The sequence below is a fragment of the Wohlfahrtiimonas sp. G9077 genome (genome assembly GCF_002252155.1).
Taxonomy (GTDB): Bacteria; Pseudomonadota; Gammaproteobacteria; order Cardiobacteriales; family Wohlfahrtiimonadaceae; genus Wohlfahrtiimonas.
Genome location: NZ_NEFD01000001.1, coordinates 383,310 through 405,335, shown reverse-complemented (window position 1 = coordinate 405,335; position 22,026 = coordinate 383,310). Strand labels below are relative to the sequence as shown.

Here is a 22,026-nt window from a genome sequence, read left to right as displayed (position 1 = left end):
GCACAACAAGACAAAGCTAACACATGATCGTTCACTGCCGCATAGGCAGCTTAGAAAAAATTGCAGAAAAATTGATAAATGTTATAGTTTGCACGATTAGATGAAAGATAAGCATAAAAATATAATGTGCTAATAATCGTCATAACGATATCAAATAACTTAACGTATGAATACTAAGGAGAATATTATGCATATGCATTTGAATAATGAAGATCTCGATGGCTTAATTGCTGAGATTACAGCATCACAAGAATGGACAAGAATGGCGACGCACACCATTGGTCAGCAATATGATAAATCTGCACTCAATGACATTACCAAAAGCGTTAAAATGATCATCGGTCATTTTTTAAAAAGTGTTGGTACCACGTTTGTGTGTGTTGAGAATTCATTCATTACGTCATTGCCCGTTTTTGTCGATGCCAATAGCAATACAGGCGGTAGCACACAATGGAACAATTCTGTGAACATTAAGATGTCCATCGATATGTACGATAATGGCGTGATGGACATCGGGGTAAATGCAGAAATTGAAAATAAAAATGAAATCTCAGACACATTTAAACATTATTGTGGTTATGTGCTTGGGCGTTTATTCAGTGGTCAGTTGTATAAACGCGGCTGGGTGAATAATGAATATTTTGGGACAAGTGGCAGTTAAGACTGTTGCATTTGTAGCCATTGATCAAGCGCGTTGGCAAATTGTTGACGCTCTTTTTGTGATAAAGGCGGTGGGCCTGAAGTTTGTACGCCGCTTGAGCGTAATTCATCCATAAAGTTGCGTAAACTTAAACGTGAACCAATCGTCTCTTTCGTTAAAGGTTCGCCACGTGGTGTGATCACCAAAGCACCTTTTGCAATGGCATCGGCGGCAAGTGGAATGTCTGCCGTGATGAGCAATTCACCAGCATTGATGCGTGCGACAATTTCATGGTCAGCCACATCAAAGCCTTGAGGCACCGTCAAAGAGCGGATGAACGGGGAAGCGGGCACGGATAAGTTTTGGTTCGCCACTAAATAGAGCATGGTTGAGGTGCGTTTAGCCGCACGGTATAAAATCTCTTTGATCACTTTTGGACACGCATCGGCATCCACCCAAATGGTCATGGTTTGATCCTTACAATGGAAAGCTCAGATGATAGAGAATAAAAAGCCCTTCGTAAAGAAGGGCTGTGTGTTTTCAGGAATTTAGAAATTATAACGTAAATCTAAACGCACTTTTGTATCACGGTAGTCTTGTCTCTTTTTACCTTGCGCATAAGAAACGCCACCCGTTAAACGAAGATCTTTATTCAATTGACTGGTAAAGCCCACTTCAATTTGATAAATATCGCGTGCATTCTGTTGGCTAATGGTGGTCATGCCATTGCCATTTTGTACATTCACTTTAAATGGTTTGGTATTGTGGAAATAGTTGAGCTCCATATATGGCGTTGTTGAGCCATTGAAGAGCGTTTTATCTCCATAAACACGCGCACCCACACGAATTTGTACATTACCACTATTACTGGTCACAATATTGCCATTTGCTTCTTCATGGCGATCTGACTTCACGCCCATATAAGTCAATTGCACTTGTGGTTGGAAGTAAGAGTTTTCAGAAATATTAAAGGCATAACCTGCTTCAATCGAGGCCAATAAACCTTTTGAATTATATTTCTCTGAGGAAGATTTCTCTCCTGTCACTTTGTTGCGTAAATAAGCATATTGTACCCATGCATCAACATAGCGATGTTCTGTTGGCGTGTATGAACCATAAACACCCACGGCAAAACCATTGCTATCCATATCTGCTTTGATGCCATGACGATGATTGCGGCTTGTCCCCGATGCATGACCATAAGCTGCCATTACACCAAATTGATACAATTCGTTTTCCACCAAATCTTTACCAATATGAATGGTGTAGTAATCCATTTTGGCAGAAATATCTTGCGTTAAACTTGAACGCATTTTATTAAAACCTGCTTGTGCATGAACCCAAACGCCATTTTCACCCGGTAAATAGAGACGATCATGGAATTTTAAGTTAAACATGTGGTTAGCGGTTGCATGTTGTGACAAATAAGCAACCGTTTCTGGGCTATAAATGGGCTCAGGTTTTGGTTGTGCATCATTAGGTTGCGTTGGGGCAACAGGCGTTTCATCCTGCTGAGGTTCATCTTCTTCAGGGGTGGGTGCAGGTGCTGCACAAGTATCCGCACTTGAACGAGTATCACAAGGATCAACCGGCTTACTTGGTTCTTCAGGCTGTGGATCAACTGGCTTGCTCGGCTCTTCAGGCTGCGGGTCAACCGGCTTACTTGGTTCTTCAGGTTTCTCGATTGGATTTGCAGGTTCTAATGGTGTCCATGGAATGGAAGGCTTAAACTCAGTGCTGCCCACTAAATACCAATCATTGCCACGTTTTTCCAATGCTGTAAAGTCAGTCACGCCAGAACGTACACGGCGGCTGGGGTCTAATTGGAAAGCGGTTGCTTCACTGGTGCCTTGGACATTGATGAGTAAAATTCCTTGATCTGTAAATTGACCTTCAATTTTTTGTACGATCACATTCGTATTGCCAGATGCATCACCTGTGATGATCAATAAATCTTTATGCGTTGTATCAAAAGGATTAACCTCAGCGCCATCAGTTGTCGTATTGCGCTTGATGTTATCTGCATTGACTGCGCCAAATACCAATGTACCGCCATTACCAATGTAATTGCCATTAAACGTCACTTTACCACGGTCAGCAGTGCCATTGTCGTTCGCGCCAGCAAGTTGAATGATGCCATTGTTGGTGACATGACCAAATTCGCTGTTAGCGTAAGCATGGATGCTGCCATCGTTCAACGTTTGTCCCAATTTTGCACCGGAAAGGGCAGTGATCGTACCTTTGTTATTAAAACGAGCACTCTCTTTGGTTAAATCAGCGGCGCCATTGAATTGTAACGTTGCGCCATCAGCGACATTCAATGTGCCTAAAAATTCATACTGCTGACCATCAATGATGAGGTTTCCGGCAGTCAAATCAAATTGTTTACCTTCAGCAATGCCAAGCGTGCCATCTACTTGTGAGCCTTTGGCATCACTTAAAGTGATGTTGCCATCAATCGTGGCTAATTTAGCGCCTTTGGTAACAGCGAGTTGTTCACCGATGTTGATGTCACCTTTTGTTGCGGTAAATTCTGCTTGATCCAGCACGTTCATAGTGCTTTTGACTGTAACATCGCCAGCTGTTTTATAAATGGCTGCATTGCGCATATTGACATTGTTGGCTGTTAAAGATGCAGCGGCATCAACATCAATGGCAGCGGCGGCATCATCTTTTAAAAAGTTGATTAATTGATCATAGGTGAGCTCATATTTTTCAGGCGATTTAAGGCCAGGTGCATTGAATTTACGATCATCATTTGAGCCATCAAAATAGCTGGCATCATAAATTTGGGCGTGATTTGTCAATGTGAAATCACCTGCAATGTCCAAAGTATTGCCTAAGAATGCGCTTTTTTCGTTTTTATTTGCATTGTCAACAATGAAATCATTCGCCTGAATGGTGCTGTTGATGATGACCAATTCTGCATCATTTGCGGACAATGAAATAGTGTCCTTTACATTGAGTGCACCATGGATCATGGAGAAACTTAAGTTGTCATTATCTTTTGCAGTAAAATTACCATGCACATTCACATCACTGTTGATGACATTGAAAATGTTATCACCACTTGCAAGGGTGAAATCGGCTTTATGATTTGTTGTGCCCACATTGAGTGTGCTTTTTTTTGCATAACCTTCAGAGCGCTGGGGGAAACTTGTATTGATTTTATATAAGTATTCACCGGTCTCAGGATCTGTACCAATGTATTCTTGTACAAAGCTTAAGCCATCATTGATGGTGATGCTTTGATTATGGAACTCAATGCCGTGATCTGCGCTGATCGTGCTGCCTGTGGAAACAGTGTTATAGCCTTTATCTTTAGATGAGTCAGATCCACCTTTCCAAGTCTCTTTGGTGATGTGAATGTTTGATTCATCATTGGCATGTAAACCTGCACCATGACCATTAAAGTTGGCTGCACCTTCTAATGTACCTTTTGAACGACTGGCAAATAAACGTGAACCATTGGTAAAGTTGGTCTCTTTTTGAAAGGTAAAACGACTGCTGCTGGCATTAAAGTCAGCGCCAGCCCCTGGTGTTGAACCAGAAAATTCAACATTGTTCGTCACCGTTAAATTAGCCTTGTCACGGATATAAAAAGCACCGCCGCCTTCATCATAAATCGGATCATGTGGACGCATGCCATTGTTATAAGCATGATTAATGTCATAGCCTAATGCATCACCATTTGAACCATTGTATGAGTTGTCACAGCTTGCTGGTGTATTGGTGCCTTCACAACGTGTGTTCTCAATGCGCTTGGCAGAATCATTATTTTTAAATGTTAAGTTCTTTAAGGTTTCCGTTGAGTTGTCAATGGTGACAAGGGTATAGCCTTCAACGATCATGTCATTGTTTTGACCTAACAGATTTGTAGAGGCAGTTTGATGATCCCCGATGTAGAGATTCACGCCTGGCGTCACATAAATGTCGCCTTTAAAATCATTTTCTGCACCATTGTTAGACACTAAATGGATGTCACGACCATAACGATCGCCTTTACTGAATGGGCTCAAATAACCATTATGATCATATTTAGGTTCACCTGAGTGATCTGCATATGGATCATAACTGGGATCTTTAGCGCCTAAAATGGGCTTATATTGAATGTCTGTCGCGCCAAAGTATACATTTTTATCGCCACTGATTTTTTCATCATAACGAACGCCACTGGCAGGTTTGTAATGTTCAGAAGGCACATCCTGGGTTTGGTTATTGTTTAAAATCACCAAATCACCTTTTTGAGGTGCAGGTTTAAAGCCTTCAAAACCATTGATGCCTTTAGTTTCTGCGAATGCATTTGCACCCATCAATGCCACAACGCCAGCAACAGCCGCCTTCACAGTGGTTGATTTAGATTTTTGGTGTGATTTGCCCAATTCGGAAGTCACCACCCATTGATTGAGTGCCATGCTCCACACAATTTTAAATACTTTATTCATACTGTAGTTTACATTTATCCAAATATTGTTAATTAATTTTAAGTTAAATCGGCTCCATAGCTAGATTAGTATAGAAATGTAAATAATGATCTGTGTCAAATCGTATTGAATTATCGTATTTTTTATATCTATATGAAAATAAACAAAATATAATTTTTTCTTGTATAATAAATGCGCAAAATAAATGTTTTTTACTCAAAACAATGATGATGAATGTAAAGAAATATAGATAAGGAAAGAATGGAATGAGAAATTTTAGGCAATAAAAAAGCCCTTCGTAAAGAAGGGCTTAAAAATTGGAGCGGGAAACGAGACTCGAACTCGCGACCCCAACCTTGGCAAGGTTGTGCTCTACCAACTGAGCTATTCCCGCAAAAAGCGTTGTGGATAATGATGATTTGGTCTTCATCACATCACCTTATTTCTAAGGATTTAATTTGGAGCGGGAAACGAGACTCGAACTCGCGACCCCAACCTTGGCAAGGTTGTGCTCTACCAACTGAGCTATTCCCGCAGAAGAGGTGTGCATTATACAACTTTTTCAGGCCTTGTCTGCTCAAAGATTGCGCAAAGTGTAATTTTTTTTGATTTATGCACCATTTTTGATTGCCAACTACCAACTTTACGCGCTCTCTTGTAAAATCAAACCCCACATTCATTTATTAGAGGACAAGGCATGAAAATAGGATTCATCGGTGGTGGCAATATGGCTGAAGGCATCATTGCAGGCTTAGTGAAGGGATTTTTGCCCGCATCCATTTTTGTGGCCGATCCGAGTGTTGATCGTCAAATGCATCTTTCATCGACATATGGCATCAACACATTTGAGCATTACCGCTATTTTTTATCAGAAGTGGATTACATTGTCCTTGCCATTAAACCCCAAGGCTTTGCAGCCTTATTGCCAGAGATGGCGGGGCACATTCAGCCGCATCAAGTGGTGATCTCAATTGCCGCCGGCGTCACAGTGTCGTCCATTACACAATTATTGCCGATCGATGAATTACCCATTGTGCGCGCGATGCCAAACATGGCAGCAAAGGTTGGCCATGGCGTGACGGGCTTATATGCCAATGCTTACATGACGGCTGATCGCATTAACTGTGTCACAGAGATGTTCGAAGGATGCGGCATGGCAACATGGGTGAAGGAAGAATCCTTAATCAACGCGGTGATTGCAGTTGCCGGTTCAAGCCCTGCATATTTTTTCTATTTTGCACAAATCATCGGGCAAGTGGGTGCACAAATGGGTTTAAATCCAGAAGAAGCCACGCACATGGCCATTGAAACGATGCTCGGCAGCGCCAAATTGGCCGCTCAAGGTGATGTCTCTTTACCTGATTTAATTCAAAGCATTTGTTCACCAAAAGGCACCACAGAGCAAGCGATGGCCGTCTTTAAAGACAATGATGCATTATTCAAGGTGGTGACCGCTGCCATGACGGCAACCGTTGCACGCAGTGAAGCACTTGCTCAAGCTTTAGAAACAACCATTAAAGGTGAGGAACACTGATGACAGGATTATTAGAATTTATCATTAAGTTGGTGTTTAACTGCATCAGCTTTTTGGTGTTGCTGCGTTTTTTATTGCAATGTGTGAAGGTCAACTTCTTTCACCCGATGATTCAAGTATTGGTGCGTGTCACCAACCCAATTGTATTGCCGGTTCGTAGAATCACGCCGGTTTTTAGCAGTTGGGATTGGTCTTGCATGCTGGTGGTTGTGTTGGCAGGCATCATTAAATATGTGCTCATCATGCTGTTGATGCGTCTTGCGCTCTCGCCTTTGATTGTGCTTGGGCTCATTTTAATTGAAATTCTTCAAGATATTTTAACCATCTACTTTTATGCCATCATTGGTGTGTCGCTGTGCAGCTGGTTTAGAGAATCGCCAAATGCCCGCATTGTGCTCGATGTGTTGGGCCGTTTAACGGCGCCGTTGATGCGTCTATTTAATTTCACATTGCGTTATCGCAACATCGATTTTAAGCCATTGGCGGTGTTATTGGCCATCATGTTGGTGCAATCTGGCTTATACATCGTTAAATCCTTTTTGCTCAATTGGGGTTTGTAGATGATGGCAGAAAAAATGCAGCCGCAGGATGAAGCATTCATGCGTGAAGCGTTGGTGGAAGCGGCAAAGGCCGCCGCCATTGGTGAGATTCCCATTGGCGCTGTGATTGTCAAAGATGGGCAAATCATCGCCCGCGGCTTTAATGAATCGATCACCACCAATGATCCAACGGCACATGCTGAAATCGTCGCCATTCGTAGAGCAGGGCAAGCTTTAAATAATTATCGGCTCATTGATTGTGAACTTTATGTGACATTAGAGCCTTGCATGATGTGCGCTGGTAGCTTTGTGCACAGTCGCTTAAAACGCATCATCTTTGGGGCAGGGGATTCTCGCCATGGTGCGCTTGGTACACAATTGAACGTCAATGCCTTTGCTTCTTTTAATCACCGCGTTATGATAACGCAAGCGGTTTTGGCCGAAGAGTGTCGCTCATTAATACAGTCGTTTTTCAAAGAGAGACGACAACAACAAAAAAGCAGTAGGAGGGAGTAATGTCAACCATCAAGGAAGCCTATCTTAAGGAGATAGAAACACGCGGCTATAATGTCGATCCGATTCAATTGCGCGTGGCCGAAGAGTACGATCGCTTAAAAGCGAAAATTGAGAACGATGCACCGGTTGTGGATCAACGCAAATTATCATTTTTCCAAAAACTCACCAAAAAAGTACCCGATCAAGCCAAGCAATATACAGATCCGCGCGGTATTTATATTTATGGGCGCGTAGGGCGCGGCAAAACATTTTTGATGGATCTGTTTTATCACAACATCAATGTGCCAAAAATTCGCAATCACTATTACCATTTCATGCAAGATGTGCACAATGAGCTCAGAAGCTTTCAAGGGGAGAGTGATCCATTAAAATTGGTGGCCAAGCGCTATGCTGAAAAATGTAAAGTGCTGTGCATTGATGAATTCCACGTGATTGACATCACCGATGCCATGATTTTGTATCGCTTATTAGAATCTTTATTGGATGAAGGTATTTTCTTCATCACAACCTCAAACCGTGAACCAGATGAATTGTACAAAAATGGTTTGCAGCGCGATAAATTCTTGCCAGCCATTGAGATCATTAAAAAACGTTTGGTGTCTGTGCCTTTAGACAGTGATAAAGATTATCGCATGCGCCATTTAGAATCGGCGGATGTGTGGTTCACAGGCTCTGTGGATGCACAGATTGCGCATTTTGAACAAGCCTTTGATGAGCTTGCCGGCCACAGTCAAGGGCCGATCACCCGCGATGTCAATGGTCATGCCTTTGAGATGCTTAAAGTAGGCAATGATGCCACATGGTTCACGTTTAAAGAGGCGTGTGCAAAGCCGCGTGCCTCACAAGATTTCATTCAATTGGCCGCTGATTACAACACCGTATTTTTAAGTGGCGTGCCGATTTTAAATCGGGATCGTCAAAATGAGGCGCGCCGATTTGTGATTATGATCGATGAGTTTTATGATCAAGGTGTTAAAATCATCATCGGCGCTGAGACGAATCTTGCAGAGCTTTATGAAACCAAAGGCACCAATGCTTTAGATTTTGAGTTTGATCGCACCGTCAGTCGCCTCATTGAAATGCAGTCAGAAACCTATTTACATCAACCGAAACGCCAGGCATAAGGGAGAAAAAGATGAGTCCTTCTATTTCTGAACAAACCATAGAGCAGTACATTCACGCGTTGCGTCAAACGCCATTTCAAGGGGAAATAGAAGTCAGCGAAGCATCGCGCTTGGTGCATTCGGTGGATAACTCCATTTATGAGGTCAAGCCCGCTGCTGTACTGTATCCCAAAAACAGTGAAGATGTGGCGATTGTGACCGCGCTGTTGGCAAAGCCTGAACACAAAGATGTGAACATCACGGCAAAAGGTGGCGGCACAGGCACCAATGGACAATCTCTGAATACGGGGATCATTTTAGATCTCTCTCGTCACATGAATCAGATCTTAAGTTTTGATGCTGAAAAGCATCAAGTGACGGTACAAACAGGCGTGGTGAAAGATCAGCTCAATGCCTTTTTAAAACCCCATGGTTTTTTCTTTGCCCCTGAATTATCCACATCAAACCGCGCAACGATCGGCGGGATGATCAATACAGATGCATCGGGGCAAGGGAGTTTCACGTATGGGAAAACGCGCCATCATGTGATTGCCTTAAAAGGCTTTTTGCCAAATGGTACGCCGATTGACACAACTCAAAATAACCCATTGAGTGAGACGGTCGCCAATCTCATTGCCCCAAATGTGGAGAGCATGAATGCGCATTTCCCTGAGCTCAATCGCTCTATGACAGGATATGATGCCAAACATTTTTATGAAGATGACACCCACAATTTAAAACATCTTTTGTGTGGCGCAGAAGGCACATTGGGCATTTTGACAGAAGCAACGCTCAATGTTTTGCCGATCCCAAAATATCGCACGCTCGTGATTTTAAGCTATGATGATTTCATCGCCGCTTTAAGACATTCCAGTTATTTGATGAATGCACCCGTAACGCCCACTTCCATTGAAGTGTTGGATGATCGCGTGGTGGAACGCGCCCAAAACGATTATGTTTGGGAGGTGAATCAGCACCATTTTAAAGGCGTGGATTTTGATCGTTTAAAAGCCATTTTATTGGTGGAATTTAACAGTGATGATGAAGCTGAATTGGCAGATTCTGTGGCAAAATTTGCAACCTATATGCAAGAGAGTCAATACGGTGCATTGCTCTCCTCGAATGTGATTCAAGGGGAAGCGGCGATCAAAGATGTGTATGGTTTAAGAAAACGCGCTGTTGGTTTACTTGGCAATATTAAAGGTGAGCGCAGAACCATGGCATTTGTGGAAGATTGCGCAGTGCCGCCAGAAGCATTGGCAGATTTCATCACAGAATTTAAAGCCGTGTTAGATGCACAAAACCTCATGTACGGTATGTTTGGTCATGTGGATGCTGGCGTATTGCATGTGCGCCCGGCGCTTGATTTAAAAACGCCGGAAGATCGCGCGATGATTCGCTTGGTGAGTGATCAAGTGTATGATTTGTGCGTAAAATATAAAGGCGTATTGTGGGGTGAACACGGTAAAGGGGTGCGTTCTGAATATTGCGAACCGTTCTTTGGGGATTTTTATCCCGTGATTCGCGCCATTAAATCTGCCTTTGACCCGCACAATCAGATGAATCCTGGGAAAATTGCTGCGCCGTTAGAGATGACGGATGCCACCCTTAAAAAAATTGACTCAACCCCAATGCGCGGTGAGTTTGATGCATTGATCACCGAAGAGATGTGGAATGAGTATCGTCGCATTAACTTCTGTAATGGTAATGGCGCTTGTTTTAACTATGATGTCCATTCGCCGATGTGCCCAAGTTATAAAGCAACGCGTGATCGTGTGCAATCGCCTAAAGGGCGCGCGATGCTCATTAAAGAGTGGGAGCGCCGTCGTTGTACCGATAAAAATACACCGGAATTTGAAGAAGAGATTTTCAAAGCTTTAGAAACTTGTTTAAGTTGCGGCTCTTGTACCTCTGAATGCCCGGTGATGATCAATATTCCCAATGCCCGCTCACAGTTTATGGAAGTGTATTATCAAACCCGTAAACGACCATTGGTGCACACGATTTTAGCGCAGTCTGAAGAGCGTGCGCCGATGTTGTATCAGATGCGAAACCTCACCAACCCGCTTTTTAAATTGCCGATGACCAAAAGCATCATGCAAAAAATCGGCTTGGTGGATGCCACAATGCCCCAAGACAATGGTGTGGCGGCATTGGTGAAATCAGGAAAAGTGACGCAATGGACCATTGCCGATGTTGAGCGCTTAACACCTGCACAATTCGACCTTAAGCACAGCGTGATCATCGTGCCAGATGCATTGACGGAATATTTTGATGGCCATGTGCTCAAAGATTGCATTGAAGTGTTGCATCAATTGGGGCTTAAAGTCTTTTTGGCGCCGTATCAGAATTCTGGTAAAGCGTATCATGTGCTCGGCATGCGAGATCAGTTTAAGCGTTCAGCACAGCAGCAATATAAGATGTTGATGCAATTGTCAAAATTGGGTGTGCCGATGGTGGGCATTGAGCCGCCGATCACTGTGATGTATCGCAAAGATTATAAGCAGCTCTTTGGTGCGGATACCAATGTGCGCCTTGTGCAAGAGTTTTTGGCAGAATACTTGGCAAATGTTGAATCCTTACCGAAAGCCACAGCAGCGACCTATTATTTGATGAGTCACTGTATGGAAAAAACCTCTGTGCCGAATGCGCCCACATTGTGGCAGCAAGTGTTTAAAGGTTTAGGCTTAACGGTCGAAGTGGTGGCCACAGGTTGCTGCGGTATGAGCGGCGCATTTGGCCATTTAAGCGCACAAGCTGCGTTGTCTGAGAAGATTTATGATCAATCTTGGCGCGTGAAGATCGATGGCATTGAGGCGAAAGATCACATCATGGCGACCGGTTTTTCATGTCGGACACAAGTTGAACGTTTCTCAGGCGTCAATGCATTGCATCCTGTGAGCGTATTGCGTCGTGCACTGGCGTAATTCAGCTTAAAATAAAAGCCTCGTTTGTCTATTCAAACGAGGCTTTTTTAATGGCGTTAAAAAGATAGAGTCTTAACAGCAGCCCACACATTTTTTAGTGGGAGCGAAGCTTTCAGCTTGTGCTTCATTCCACACAGTTGAGTAGTATTGGCTGGCAATTTCATCTTTGAGTAACGCGCCGGGTTCTAAGTAATAATAAGTGTTAGAGAAGAGGCGCACCTCATTGTCTGTGGTTCTCAATACCAAATGATGCGGTTCTAACTCATGAACATTGGAAATACCGGCAGAACTCAACATTTCAGCAAGCGCATGGAGTGTATTGCGATGATAGTTATACACGCGGTTTTTCTTATTGGTGACATCGAGGCCTTTTTGACGCATCAAATCTTGCGTGGCAATGCCTGTTGGGCAGTTGTTTGTATGGCAGCTCAATGATTGAATGCAACCTAAGGCAAACATAAAGCCACGTGCGGAGTTCACCCAGTCTGCGCCAATGGCGATGGTGCGGGCAATGTCAAAGGCGCTGATGATTTTACCGCTTGCACCAATCTTGATTTGATCACGTAAGTTCGCGCCCACCAATGTATTGTGTACAAACAGTAAGCCTTCACGCAGCGGTGAGCCAATGTGATCGGCAAATTCAATCGGGGCAGAGCCTGTGCCGCCTTCTTTCCCATCAACCACGATAAAATCAGGTAAAATGCCGGTTTTGAGCATCGCTTTAACAATGGCCGCAAACTCCCAAGCATGTCCAATGCACAATTTAAAGCCAACGGGTTTGCCATCGCTCAGTTCACGCAGTTGTTGAATGAATTCCAATAACTCAATGGGCGTTGAGAAAGCAGAGTGCGTGGCCGGTGAAATACAATCGCGATCCATCGGCACGCCGCGTGTTTCGGCGATCTCTTTGGTGATTTTATCTTTCGGTAAAACGCCGCCGTGGCCAGGTTTAGCGCCTTGGCTGATTTTGACTTCAATCATTTTCACTTGTGGCAAACGGGCTTTTTCACGGAATTTTTCAGGGTCAAAATGGCCATCTTCAGTGCGACAGCCAAAGTAACCGCTGCCCAATTCCCAAATCAAATCGCCACCATTTTCTAAGTGGTAAGGGCTGATGCTGCCTTCGCCGGTATCGTGGGCAAAGTTACCCAATTTTGCGCCGCCATTTAACGCCAGCACTGCATTGGCACTCAATGCACCAAAGCTCATGGCTGAGATGTTAAAGATCGAAGCGCTGTAAGGCTGTTTACACTCACTGCCACCAATGGTGACGCGAAAGCCATTTGGATCAGGCATTGGTACAGGCGCCATGGAATGGTTGATGAATTGAAAGCCTTTTTCATATACATTTTGAATCGTCCCAAAGGCGCGATTTGAGTTGTGATTTTTTGAACGGTTGTATACCAATTCACGCTGTCCGTGGGTAAATGGCACCGCTTCAGAGTCAGATTCAATGAAGTATTGACGAATCTCAGGACGAAAATGTTTAAGAAGATAACGCAAGTTGCCCAAAATCGGGTAGTTGCGGCGCACCGCATAAGTCTTTTGCGAGATGTCCAAAATGCCGATGAAAATCAGCACGAGGGCAACCCCAAAAACCACTTTACCCAGTGGGAAATGGAAGATGATAGAAACGAAGGCAACGACAATTGCAAGTATGAAGAGGGAATAGCGCCCAATGTATGCAACGGCGGTCATGATATCTCCTTTGATAAATGGTGATAATGGCTTAGAATGATGGGCGCTATCATACGCTAAATTGTTTTAAATTATAAGGATTTGTAGTTAAAATGTTGTCAAAGAGTAAAAAGGCGGCACCCGAGAATGAATGGGACTATCAATCCATTCCGAGCATTCCTTTTAGTAATCATAGATATAGTGCAGACAGAGCTGTGGCTAAGCTCATTTATTCAAATGATTTAAATGATCAGGATTTGAAAATACAATTGCGAAGAGCCCGTCAGTTGGCCTATGTTGAGCCGTGGTTTCAGGAGTTTTTACCCAAAAAATTAAAGGGGCGATTGTTTGTGGCCTCGTTAGGCAAACGTTTTTGGATCATCGGGGCGCTTGATCCATTGTCCATGAATCATTTTAAGCTTTATCATCAAAAAGAGGTGCGTCAAACCCTTGAGAATCACTTAAATACCATCTCCACAAAAGCTTGGAAATTGCCTGAGTTTTATGTGCAAGTGATGCCTAAAAAGAGCGGCATCGAAGAGATGACGCCCATCCGTGATGAGCCGGTGCCGCAATTGCCGGTGCGTTCAAACAAAACTTTATTAACCAAGCCAAGCATTCAAAATCGCTCCATTGAAGAAATTTTAGCGAGCATGATGAAAAATGCAGAGAAGTACACCAAACCATGACAGAACATGATGATCCTGTAAAAGTGCTGCGTTACTGGCAAGAACGCGCCTTAAATTTATTGATGCGCCGTGAACACAGCATTGTGGAGTTGACACAAAAACTCACCACCAAAGGCTGCCCTGAGGATGTATTGCCAAAGGTGCTCGCTTTTTGTCATGAGCACAATTACGTGAGCCTTGAGCGCTTTGCTGAGATGTTTGCTCGCAACCAAGCCAATTTGGGCTATGGCCCGCATCGCATCACCATGCAATTGAAGCAACATCAAGTGCCAAGCGACTTAATCAACATTGCATTAGAGGCTGCTGATTTTAAAGCAGCTAAAGCCATTGCACTTCGTAAAATTGGGGCAAAACCTGAACTGAAAGTGAAGGCGGCGCTCTATCGCCGAGGTTTTTAATGCAAGCGCCCAAATTTTGGCAACACAAAGGTTTATTGGCGCATCTTTTTTTACCGCTCTCTTGGTTGTATCAAACGGTGGCGCGCCGCGTGATGCATAAAAAATTGGCAGCTGTCAAACGCTTGCCCGTGCCAGTCATTGTGGTGGGAAATATCAATGTTGGCGGCACCGGAAAAACGCCTGTGACGATTGCTTTAATTGCAGCTTTGCAAAAAAAAGGGTATTGTGTCGGCTTGATTTCACGTGGCTATGGTCGAACGAGTGAAGGATGCATCGTTGCAGATGCCGCATCATCACCTCATATGATGGGTGATGAACCCTATTTGATCCGTGAAAAAACAGGTGTGGCGGTGGCGGTGTGTGCCGATCGTCATCAAGCAGGTCTTGCATTATTGACAGCCCATCCGAATGTCGATGTCATCATCAGTGATGATGGTTTACAGCATTATGCACTTGCCCGAGATTTTGAGATTGCCGTCATTGGCGAACAAGGTGTTGGTAATGGTTATGTGATGCCGGCAGGCCCGCTTCGTGAACCGGTCCATCGTTTAGCTTCGGTTTCAGCGATTGTCTCAAAAGTGCCATGTGATGACTTAACCCCCTATATTGATCGATGTTATGATCTAAAACAAACCTTAGGTTTGCCATATCCATTACATCAGCCCACAATAACAACAAACTGGTGCAATTTAACCCATGCAAGCGCGGTGGCTGGCATTGCGCACCCCGATAATTTCTTTCGTGCTTTAAAGGCTCAAGGTGTTCACATCACCCCGTATCCCTTCAATGATCATCATGCATTTTGTGCACAAGATTTTGCCATGATGCGTGATCCGATTGTGATGACGGAAAAAGATGCCGTTAAATGCACACACATTTTAAAAGATCGTGCGGTCTTTGTGGTGCCGTTAGAGACGACACTGCCGGAAGCGCTGATCACACACATCACACACTGTATTCAAAAAGAGGTTGACTCAGTCAGCCTTAAAGAAAGGAGACTCAATGTCTAAATTAACACAAGAACAACGCGCATATTTTGGCGATTACGTACAAAATGATGCGAATTTTAAACAAGAACAAGAAAAATACACCCATGCCATTCCCAGTCGTGCATTCATTCAAGCGTTATTGACTGCGGCAGAAAAGGTGACATTTGATGAAATCGCAGCACTCTTTAATTTAACCGAGAATTGGCAGTTAGAAGCCTTGAGCAATCGTTTGTTCATCATGCAGCGAGCAGGGCAGCTCCATTGTAATCATCGTCAAGAGTTTTTACCGGTGACGGGCACGACAACAGTCATTGGCACGTTTGAAGGCTCAGTGGAAGGCCATGGTTATGTCACAGTCAAAGGTGAAGATACCATTTATGTCTCACCCAAAGATTGCCGCAATGTGATGCATCACGATGAAGTGGAAGTGCAAGTCACAGGTATTTTTCGCTCTAAATCCATGCGTCAAGGTCGCGTGATTCGCGTCATTCAACGCCATTTACATGAGATCATAGCCCGCATCTCTTTATACGATGGTTCAGCCCTTGCCATTCCTGAAAACCGTAAGATCACCCAACACTTTTTGGTGTTAGAGGATCAATTAAAAGGTGCAAAAAATCATGACCTTGTGAAAATTGAAATTGATCAAAAAGGGCTTGATCAAGGTAATTTTGCTGCAAAAGTGACAGAAGTGTTTGGCCGTAAAATGACCAAAGACATCGCCATTATTCAAGCGATTATGGAGCATCAATTGCCCCATGAGTTTTCAAAAGCCACTGATGCGCTTTTACAAACGATCGCCGATGAGGTTAAAGAAGAAGATAAAGTGGGGCGTAAAGATTATCGCCATTTACCATTGGTCACCATCGATGGCATTACCGCTCGTGACTTTGATGATGCCGTTTATGCTGAAAAAGTGGCAGATGGTAACTTTAAATTGTATGTTGCGATCGCCGATGTTGCCCATTATGTGCGTTTAGGCAATGCCATTGACAGCGATGCCATTACGCGTGGGACTTCGGTTTACTTTCCGGATCGCGTGATTCCGATGTTGCCTGAAAAATTATCCAACGGTTTGTGTTCATTAAATCCGGATGTGGATCGTTTGTGCATGGTGTGTGAATTGTTGATCTCGCCAACCGGTGAGATGATCAGCTTTGAATTTTTTGAAGGCGTGATGCGCTCTCATGCACGTTTAACATATGAGTTGGTGGCAGAATTGATCGGGGAAGACAGCCCGATTCAAGATGACTATGCGCAAATCATGCCGCACATCTTAAATCTTTATCAATTGTATAAAGTGTTGCGTAAAGCGCGTGATCAACGTGGCTCCATTGACTTTGAAACCAAAGAAACTGAGATTCTCTATAATGATGAAGGCTTGATTGATAAGATCGAATTCCGTGTGCGCAACGAAGCCCACATGATCATTGAAGAGTGCATGATTGCGGCGAACATTGCGGCGGCGACTTTCTTAGAAGGCAATGAAATTCCGACCTTGTATCGTGTGCATGCTAAACCCCCTGAAGAGCGTTTGACAAAATTGCGCCGCTTTTTGGTGGAATACAATTTAGGCGTCGAAGGTGGCGATGCGCCTGAACCGCGTGATTTTGCCCGTACATTGGCTGAAGCGGCCGATTTGCCTGAGTTTGACATCATTCAAACCATGATGTTACGCTCGATGGCCCAGGCGGTGTATCAACCAGCCAATGAAGGTCACTTTGGTCTATCTTTGACCCATTATGCGCACTTTACCTCACCGATTCGCCGTTATCCCGATTTAATTGTGCATCGTGGCATTAAATATTTGATCCACAAAGCGCAAGGTGAAGGCGTGAAATATCCATACAATGAAAAAATCATGACAGGATTGGGTGAAAGCTTATCGGAAATGGAACGTCGTGCGGATGATGCAGTGGCAGATGTGGTCTCTTGGCTTAAATGTGAATACATGCAGCAGTTCATTGGCAAAGTGTTAAATGGTCGCATCTCTGGCGTGACGAAGTTTGGCGTGTTTGTGGAGCTTGCGGAAATCTTCATTGAAGGCTTGGTGCACATGTCTAAATTACCGGGTGATTACTTCCATTTTGATGATGTGCGTTATCGTTTAATCGGCGAGAAAACCGGCACAGTGCTCAAACTCAATGATGAAGTGGTGGTGCGCGTGTTAGATGCTAATCCTGAAACCAAATTCATTGATTTTGACTTGATCTCATTGCCAAAAAATCCAAAACTCACCAAAAAAGAGCGTGAAAAGATCTTTACAGAGATTGCGGCCGCAAAACAATCGGATCGCGCGAATCGCAAGCAATCGTCTAAGCCAAAACGTGAAGAGAAACGCAAAGGCGGTAAAAAGAAGGTCACCGCCGTTAAGGTTGCCAAGCCCGGTCAACTCAAAAAGCGCGGCACTCGCAGAAAAGCGAAGAAGTCGTCTTAATATTGAGTCATTGCTATTAATTCACAATGAAATGTTTTAAAATGCCGAGTTATTTTGTGTCATCAACTAGTGTAAGGATTAAGGATTATGAATAAGCCCCCTAAGTATAAACGTATTTTACTTAAGTTAAGCGGTGAAGCGTTAATGGGATCAGGGAATTATGGTATTGAACCTGAAACAATCGGTCGAATTGCAGACGAGATTCAATCGCTTAACTCAATCGGCGTCGAAGTGGGCGTGGTGATTGGTGGTGGCAACATTTTCCGCGGCGCAGGTTTAGCGAGCAAAGGGATGGATCGCGTGACGGGTGATCACATGGGCATGCTTGCCACAGTGATGAACTCATTGGCTTTACAAGATGCATTGGAAAAACGCAATGTATACGTGCGTGTGATGAGTGCAATTCGCATCAATGAAGTGTGTGAAGAGTACATTCGTCGCCGTGCGGTGCGTCACTTAGAGAAAAAACGTGTGACGATTTTTGCAGCCGGTACCGGCAATCCATTTTTCACCACGGATTCTGCCGCGGCCCTTCGTGCGATTGAAGTGAATGCTGACATCATGCTTAAAGCCACAAAAGTCGATGGCGTATATTCTGCTGATCCAAATAAAGATCCAGATGCTGTGCGTTATGACCAAGTGAGCTATAAAGAAGCATTGGCTAAAGATTTAGGCGTCATGGATGCCACAGCCCTTGTGATGTGCCGCGAGAATAAATTACCGATTCGCGTCTTTAATATCTTCAATCCAGGTGACTTAGTGCGCACTGTGTGCGGCGAAGACATCGGTACATTGGTGACAGAATAATTCAATCCATTTGAGTATTTAATCTATTGCGTCAATAAGGAAGCAAAATATGATCAATGACATTAAAAAAGATGCTGAGCATCGCATGAGTCTCTCCATTGAAAGCTTGAAAAATGCATTGCAAAAGTTAAGAACAGGCCGTGCACACACAAGCTTGTTAGACCACATTGAAGTGGAGTTTTACGGAACGCCAACGCCTTTGAGTCAAGCGGCGAATGTCAGTGTTTTAGATGCACGTACATTGGGCGTAACGCCTTGGGATAAAAACATGGTGGGCCCAATTGAAAAGGCCATCATCATGAGCGATTTAGGCTTAAACCCATCCACCACAGGAACTTTGATCCGCATTCCATTGCCACCATTAACAGAAGAGCGTCGTCGCGATATGGTTAAAGTGGTAAAAGGTGAAGGCGAGGGCGCAAAAGTGGCCATTCGTAACATCCGCCGTGATGCGAATCAAAAATTGAAAGATGCAGAAATCTCTGAAGATGACGTGCGTCGTGGTGAAGATGCCATCCAAAAATTAACGGATGCGATGATCTCTGAAGTCGATGCGGTATTGGCATCAAAAGAAAAAGAGTTGATGGAGATCTAATTGCACATGGCAGCATCAGAATCGAATGCTTGTCGTCACGTTGCCATCATCATGGATGGCAACGGTCGCTGGGCTAAAAAACGTTTTTTGCCGCGCACTATGGGGCACAATGCTGGCGTTAAGTCAGTGAAACGGGTTGTGAAGGCTGCCATTGAGCATCGCGTTGAAGCCCTAACGCTGTATGCGTTTTCAACGGAAAATTGGTCAAGGCCCGATGAAGAGGTGAGCTTTTTAGTCAAGCTCTTCATCAAAACCCTTGATCGAGAATTACAGTCATTGAATGAGGCAGGGGTGGCCATTCATTTCATTGGGGACACCCATAAATTCCCACTGTTGCTGCAACAAAAGTTGCATCAAGCGGTGGAGCTGACGCGCAACAATCAACAATTAGATTTGATCATTGCACTCAATTATGGCTCACGTGCGGAGATTGTTTCTGCATGTAAAGCGATTGCTCAAGATGTGCAAAATAAATTCATCAGCTTAGATGAAGTCGATGAGGTGATGGTCAGTCAGCGTTTAGCATTGCATGATTTTCCGCCAGTGGATTTATTGATTCGCACGAGCGGTGAGCAGCGTTTGAGTAATTTTTTGTTGTGGCAGCTAGCATATGCCGAATTTTATTTCACAGAGTGTCTGTGGCCTGATTTCAATGAGAATGAGTTTAACAAAGCACTGATGTCGTTTGCAGAGCGCGAACGCCGTTTTGGTGCGGTAACGAAATGAGAATAATGATATGAAAGAACGCGTTGTTACAGGAATCATCATGGCGCTGGTGGCTTTATTTGCCATTCGCTTTTTACCCTCTTGGTTGTTTCAATTGGCGTTGCTTGTCGTTGTGATCATTGGTGTGGTGGAATGGGCACGAATGCTGCATGAAGATGTGCGTTTGCCATATTTGCTCATCAATACATTGTTATTGGTCATTGCGTACATTTTTTTAGTGACGCATTCTCACGATTTATTATTAACCGTCAATGCGTTTGCCACTTATCTGTGGCTCACGGTGCCGGTGGTATTGTATTTACAAGTCAAATATCCGCGTGATTGGATTGTTTCCACACGCTTAACAGCCTTTTGTTCATCGTTGATGTTGATGGGCTTTTTTGTCTCCATTGGCATGCTCCATCAATTGCCGGGCGGTTATGGTTTTGGTTTGGTGCTGTATGTCATTGCTTTGGTGGCATTGGCTGACAGCGGCGCTTACTTTGTTGGGCGCAAAATGGGCGTCAATAAATTGGCCCCAAGCATTAGCCCAGGCAAAACGATTGAAGGGGCGCTCGGTGGTTTAATCTTTTCAACAGTGTTTGCCATTTTAGTGGCCATCTCATTGCCGGAGAGCTTTACGGGCGGCCAAAAATTTGGCTTTATCTTAATTTCTATGATTGCCGCGATGCTCTCTGTCAGCGGTGATTTATATGAGAGCTTAATTAAGCGCCATGCCGGTTATAAAGACAGCGGCAATCTCTTTCCGGGACATGGTGGGGTGCTCGATCGCATCGATGGCTTAATTGCCGGTGCGACCTTCTTTGCTTTTGGTTTTTATCTTTTTAATATGAATGTCAGCACATTATGAAACGCGTTTCCATCTTAGGGGCCACAGGCTCCATCGGCACTTCGACATTAACGGTCATTCGCAATAATCCTAAGTTGTATCAGGTGCACTCATTAGTGGCCGATCGCAGTGTTGTGAAAATGTTCGCCATTTGCCAAGAGTTTTCACCGCAATATGTGGTGATGGCCAATGAAGTTGCCGCAGCTGAGCTTGAAGCGTTGTTTGTACAGCATCAAATGCACATCACGGTATGGCGCGGTGAAGCGGCCATCAGCGATTTAGTGAAGATGGATGAGATTGATGTTGTGGTGGCTGCCATTGTGGGGGCAAAAGGCTTTTTGTCTTCCCTCTCTGCAGTTAAAGCAGGCAAAACCATTTTGCTTGCCAATAAAGAGAGCTTGGTGATGGGCGGTGCGCTCTTTATGGATGCGGTGAAAACCCATCGCGCAACGCTTTTACCCATTGACAGTGAGCACAATGCATTGTTTCAGTGTTTGCCGAAAAATTCACAAGGGCAGAGCACATTATCAGGCGTTGACCAATTGGTATTAACGGCATCGGGCGGCCCTTTTCGCACTTTCACTTTAGAGCAAATGGCATTGATCCGTAAGGAAGATGCACTCAAACATCCGCGTTGGGACATGGGTGCAAAAGTGACAATTGATTCATCGACATTGATGAACAAAGGACTTGAGTTCATTGAAGCGCATTTTTTGTTTGATATGGACCCAGATCGCATTGATGTGGTGATTCATCCGCAAAGCATCATTCATTCATTGGTGGCGTATCAAGATGGCTCATTGCTTGCGCAATTAGGTGAACCGGACATGACGATTCCCATTGCGCATGCACTTGGTTATCCGGATCGCATTTTTTCTGGTAAAAAACCTGTTGATATGACGCAAATGATGGATCTAACGTTTGAAAAACCGGACTTAGAACGTTTTGCTTGTCTTCGCATTGCCAAAGAGTGCTTGCGTAAAGGCAATACCCATTTAGTGGCGATGAATGCCATCAATGAGTTGTTGGTGGAAGCCTTCTTGGCAGATAAAATCAGCTATTTGGACATTCCAAGAAAACTCGAAGCCTTTTTAGATCAATTGACCGATGGGCCGCTCACGTCGTTTGACGAGATCATTGAATATGATCGCATCATTCGTGCGCGCACCAAACTTGCCTTAAAGGATGTGTAAGCG

At 44.1% G+C, this 22,026-nt stretch carries 18 protein-coding genes, 2 tRNA genes and 1 CRISPR repeat array (1 of these 21 cut by a window edge); of the genes, 15 read left to right on the top strand and 5 right to left on the bottom strand.

Annotated elements, in window-relative coordinates; translation table 11 throughout:
* A CRISPR array of direct repeats spans positions 1-57; the repeat unit is 28 nt; it reaches 752 nt to the left of the window's first position.
* Between the two features lie 130 nt (positions 58-187).
* Positions 188-661 carry a hypothetical protein gene (locus B9T20_RS01865; protein ID WP_094489555.1) on the top strand — a complete coding sequence of 158 codons (474 nt, stop codon included), beginning with the start codon at positions 188-190 and terminating at the stop codon, positions 659-661.
* On the opposite strand, the gene B9T20_RS01860 is transcribed toward B9T20_RS01865, so the two are convergent.
* The 4 genes from B9T20_RS01860 to B9T20_RS01845 form a co-directional block, all read right to left on the bottom strand.
* Complete coding sequence (locus B9T20_RS01860) at positions 658-1,107, bottom strand: YaiI/YqxD family protein (protein WP_018122272.1); 450 nt, start codon at positions 1,105-1,107, stop codon at positions 658-660. The genes B9T20_RS01865 and B9T20_RS01860 overlap by 4 nt on opposite strands.
* Positions 1,108-1,188: 81 nt before the next feature.
* A complete protein-coding gene (locus tag B9T20_RS01855) occupies positions 1,189-5,085 on the bottom strand; it encodes an autotransporter outer membrane beta-barrel domain-containing protein (protein WP_094489801.1) in 3,897 nt (1,298 codons plus the stop codon).
* A gap of 297 nt (positions 5,086-5,382) precedes the next feature.
* Positions 5,383-5,458, bottom strand: a tRNA-Gly gene (locus B9T20_RS01850).
* A 65-nt stretch (positions 5,459-5,523) separates the two neighbouring features.
* A tRNA-Gly gene (locus tag B9T20_RS01845) sits at positions 5,524-5,599 on the bottom strand.
* A 162-nt stretch (positions 5,600-5,761) separates the two neighbouring features.
* Here B9T20_RS01845 and proC point away from each other — a divergent pair.
* Genes proC through B9T20_RS01820 form a run of 5 tightly spaced genes read left to right on the top strand, consistent with a single transcriptional unit; the run spans position 5,762 to position 11,683 of the window.
* On the top strand, positions 5,762-6,598 hold the full coding sequence (proC, locus tag B9T20_RS01840) for a pyrroline-5-carboxylate reductase (protein ID WP_094489554.1): 837 nt from the start codon (positions 5,762-5,764) through the stop codon (positions 6,596-6,598).
* On the top strand, positions 6,598-7,158 hold the full coding sequence (locus B9T20_RS01835) for a YggT family protein (RefSeq protein ID WP_094489553.1): 561 nt from the start codon (positions 6,598-6,600) through the stop codon (positions 7,156-7,158). The genes proC and B9T20_RS01835 overlap by 1 nt, the downstream gene beginning before the upstream one ends.
* Positions 7,159-7,653, top strand: a complete 495-nt coding sequence (tadA, locus tag B9T20_RS01830; protein WP_094489552.1) for a tRNA adenosine(34) deaminase TadA — start codon at positions 7,159-7,161, stop codon at positions 7,651-7,653. It abuts the gene before it with no gap.
* A complete protein-coding gene (gene zapE, locus B9T20_RS01825; protein ID WP_094489551.1) occupies positions 7,653-8,777 on the top strand; it encodes a cell division protein ZapE in 1,125 nt (374 codons plus the stop codon). The genes tadA and zapE overlap by 1 nt, the downstream gene beginning before the upstream one ends.
* Before the next feature lie 11 nt (positions 8,778-8,788).
* A complete protein-coding gene (locus B9T20_RS01820) occupies positions 8,789-11,683 on the top strand; it encodes an FAD-binding and (Fe-S)-binding domain-containing protein (protein ID WP_094489550.1) in 2,895 nt (964 codons plus the stop codon).
* Positions 11,684-11,755: 72 nt separating this feature from the next.
* On the opposite strand, the gene B9T20_RS01815 is transcribed toward B9T20_RS01820, so the two are convergent.
* Positions 11,756-13,381 (bottom strand): FMN-binding glutamate synthase family protein, encoded by a 1,626-nt coding sequence (locus B9T20_RS01815; protein WP_094489549.1) that lies wholly within the window; start codon positions 13,379-13,381, stop codon positions 11,756-11,758.
* Positions 13,382-13,473: 92 nt separating this feature from the next.
* Between B9T20_RS01815 and B9T20_RS01810 the strand changes: the two genes are divergently transcribed.
* The 9 genes from B9T20_RS01810 to dxr all read left to right on the top strand — a co-directional run bounded on the left by B9T20_RS01810 (position 13,474) and on the right by dxr (position 22,023).
* The gene (locus B9T20_RS01810) at positions 13,474-14,049 is read left to right on the top strand and encodes a hypothetical protein (protein WP_094489548.1); all 576 of its coding nucleotides are present in this window, start codon (positions 13,474-13,476) and stop codon (positions 14,047-14,049) included.
* Entirely contained in the window at positions 14,046-14,447 is a 402-nt protein-coding gene (locus tag B9T20_RS01805) for a regulatory protein RecX (protein ID WP_094489547.1), read from the top strand. Before B9T20_RS01810 ends, B9T20_RS01805 begins: the two co-directional genes overlap by 4 nt.
* A complete protein-coding gene (gene lpxK / locus B9T20_RS01800) occupies positions 14,447-15,457 on the top strand; it encodes a tetraacyldisaccharide 4'-kinase (protein WP_094489546.1) in 1,011 nt (336 codons plus the stop codon). The genes B9T20_RS01805 and lpxK overlap by 1 nt, the downstream gene beginning before the upstream one ends.
* Positions 15,450-17,873 (top strand): ribonuclease R, encoded by a 2,424-nt coding sequence (rnr, locus tag B9T20_RS01795; RefSeq protein WP_094489545.1) that lies wholly within the window; start codon positions 15,450-15,452, stop codon positions 17,871-17,873. The genes lpxK and rnr overlap by 8 nt, the downstream gene beginning before the upstream one ends.
* Before the next feature lie 87 nt (positions 17,874-17,960).
* A complete protein-coding gene (pyrH, locus tag B9T20_RS01790; protein WP_094489544.1) occupies positions 17,961-18,680 on the top strand; it encodes a UMP kinase in 720 nt (239 codons plus the stop codon).
* A 49-nt stretch (positions 18,681-18,729) separates the two neighbouring features.
* Positions 18,730-19,275: a ribosome recycling factor gene (gene frr, locus B9T20_RS01785; protein ID WP_094489543.1), complete on the top strand. Its 546-nt coding sequence runs from the start codon at positions 18,730-18,732 to the stop codon at positions 19,273-19,275.
* A 6-nt stretch (positions 19,276-19,281) separates the two neighbouring features.
* The gene (locus B9T20_RS01780; protein ID WP_233491494.1) at positions 19,282-20,001 is read left to right on the top strand and encodes an isoprenyl transferase; all 720 of its coding nucleotides are present in this window, start codon (positions 19,282-19,284) and stop codon (positions 19,999-20,001) included.
* A 10-nt stretch (positions 20,002-20,011) separates the two neighbouring features.
* Positions 20,012-20,851: a phosphatidate cytidylyltransferase gene (locus B9T20_RS01775; protein ID WP_094489541.1), complete on the top strand. Its 840-nt coding sequence runs from the start codon at positions 20,012-20,014 to the stop codon at positions 20,849-20,851.
* Positions 20,848-22,023: a 1-deoxy-D-xylulose-5-phosphate reductoisomerase gene (gene dxr, locus B9T20_RS01770; protein ID WP_094489540.1), complete on the top strand. Its 1,176-nt coding sequence runs from the start codon at positions 20,848-20,850 to the stop codon at positions 22,021-22,023. The genes B9T20_RS01775 and dxr overlap by 4 nt, the downstream gene beginning before the upstream one ends.
* The last annotated feature ends 3 nt before the right edge of the window (positions 22,024-22,026 follow it).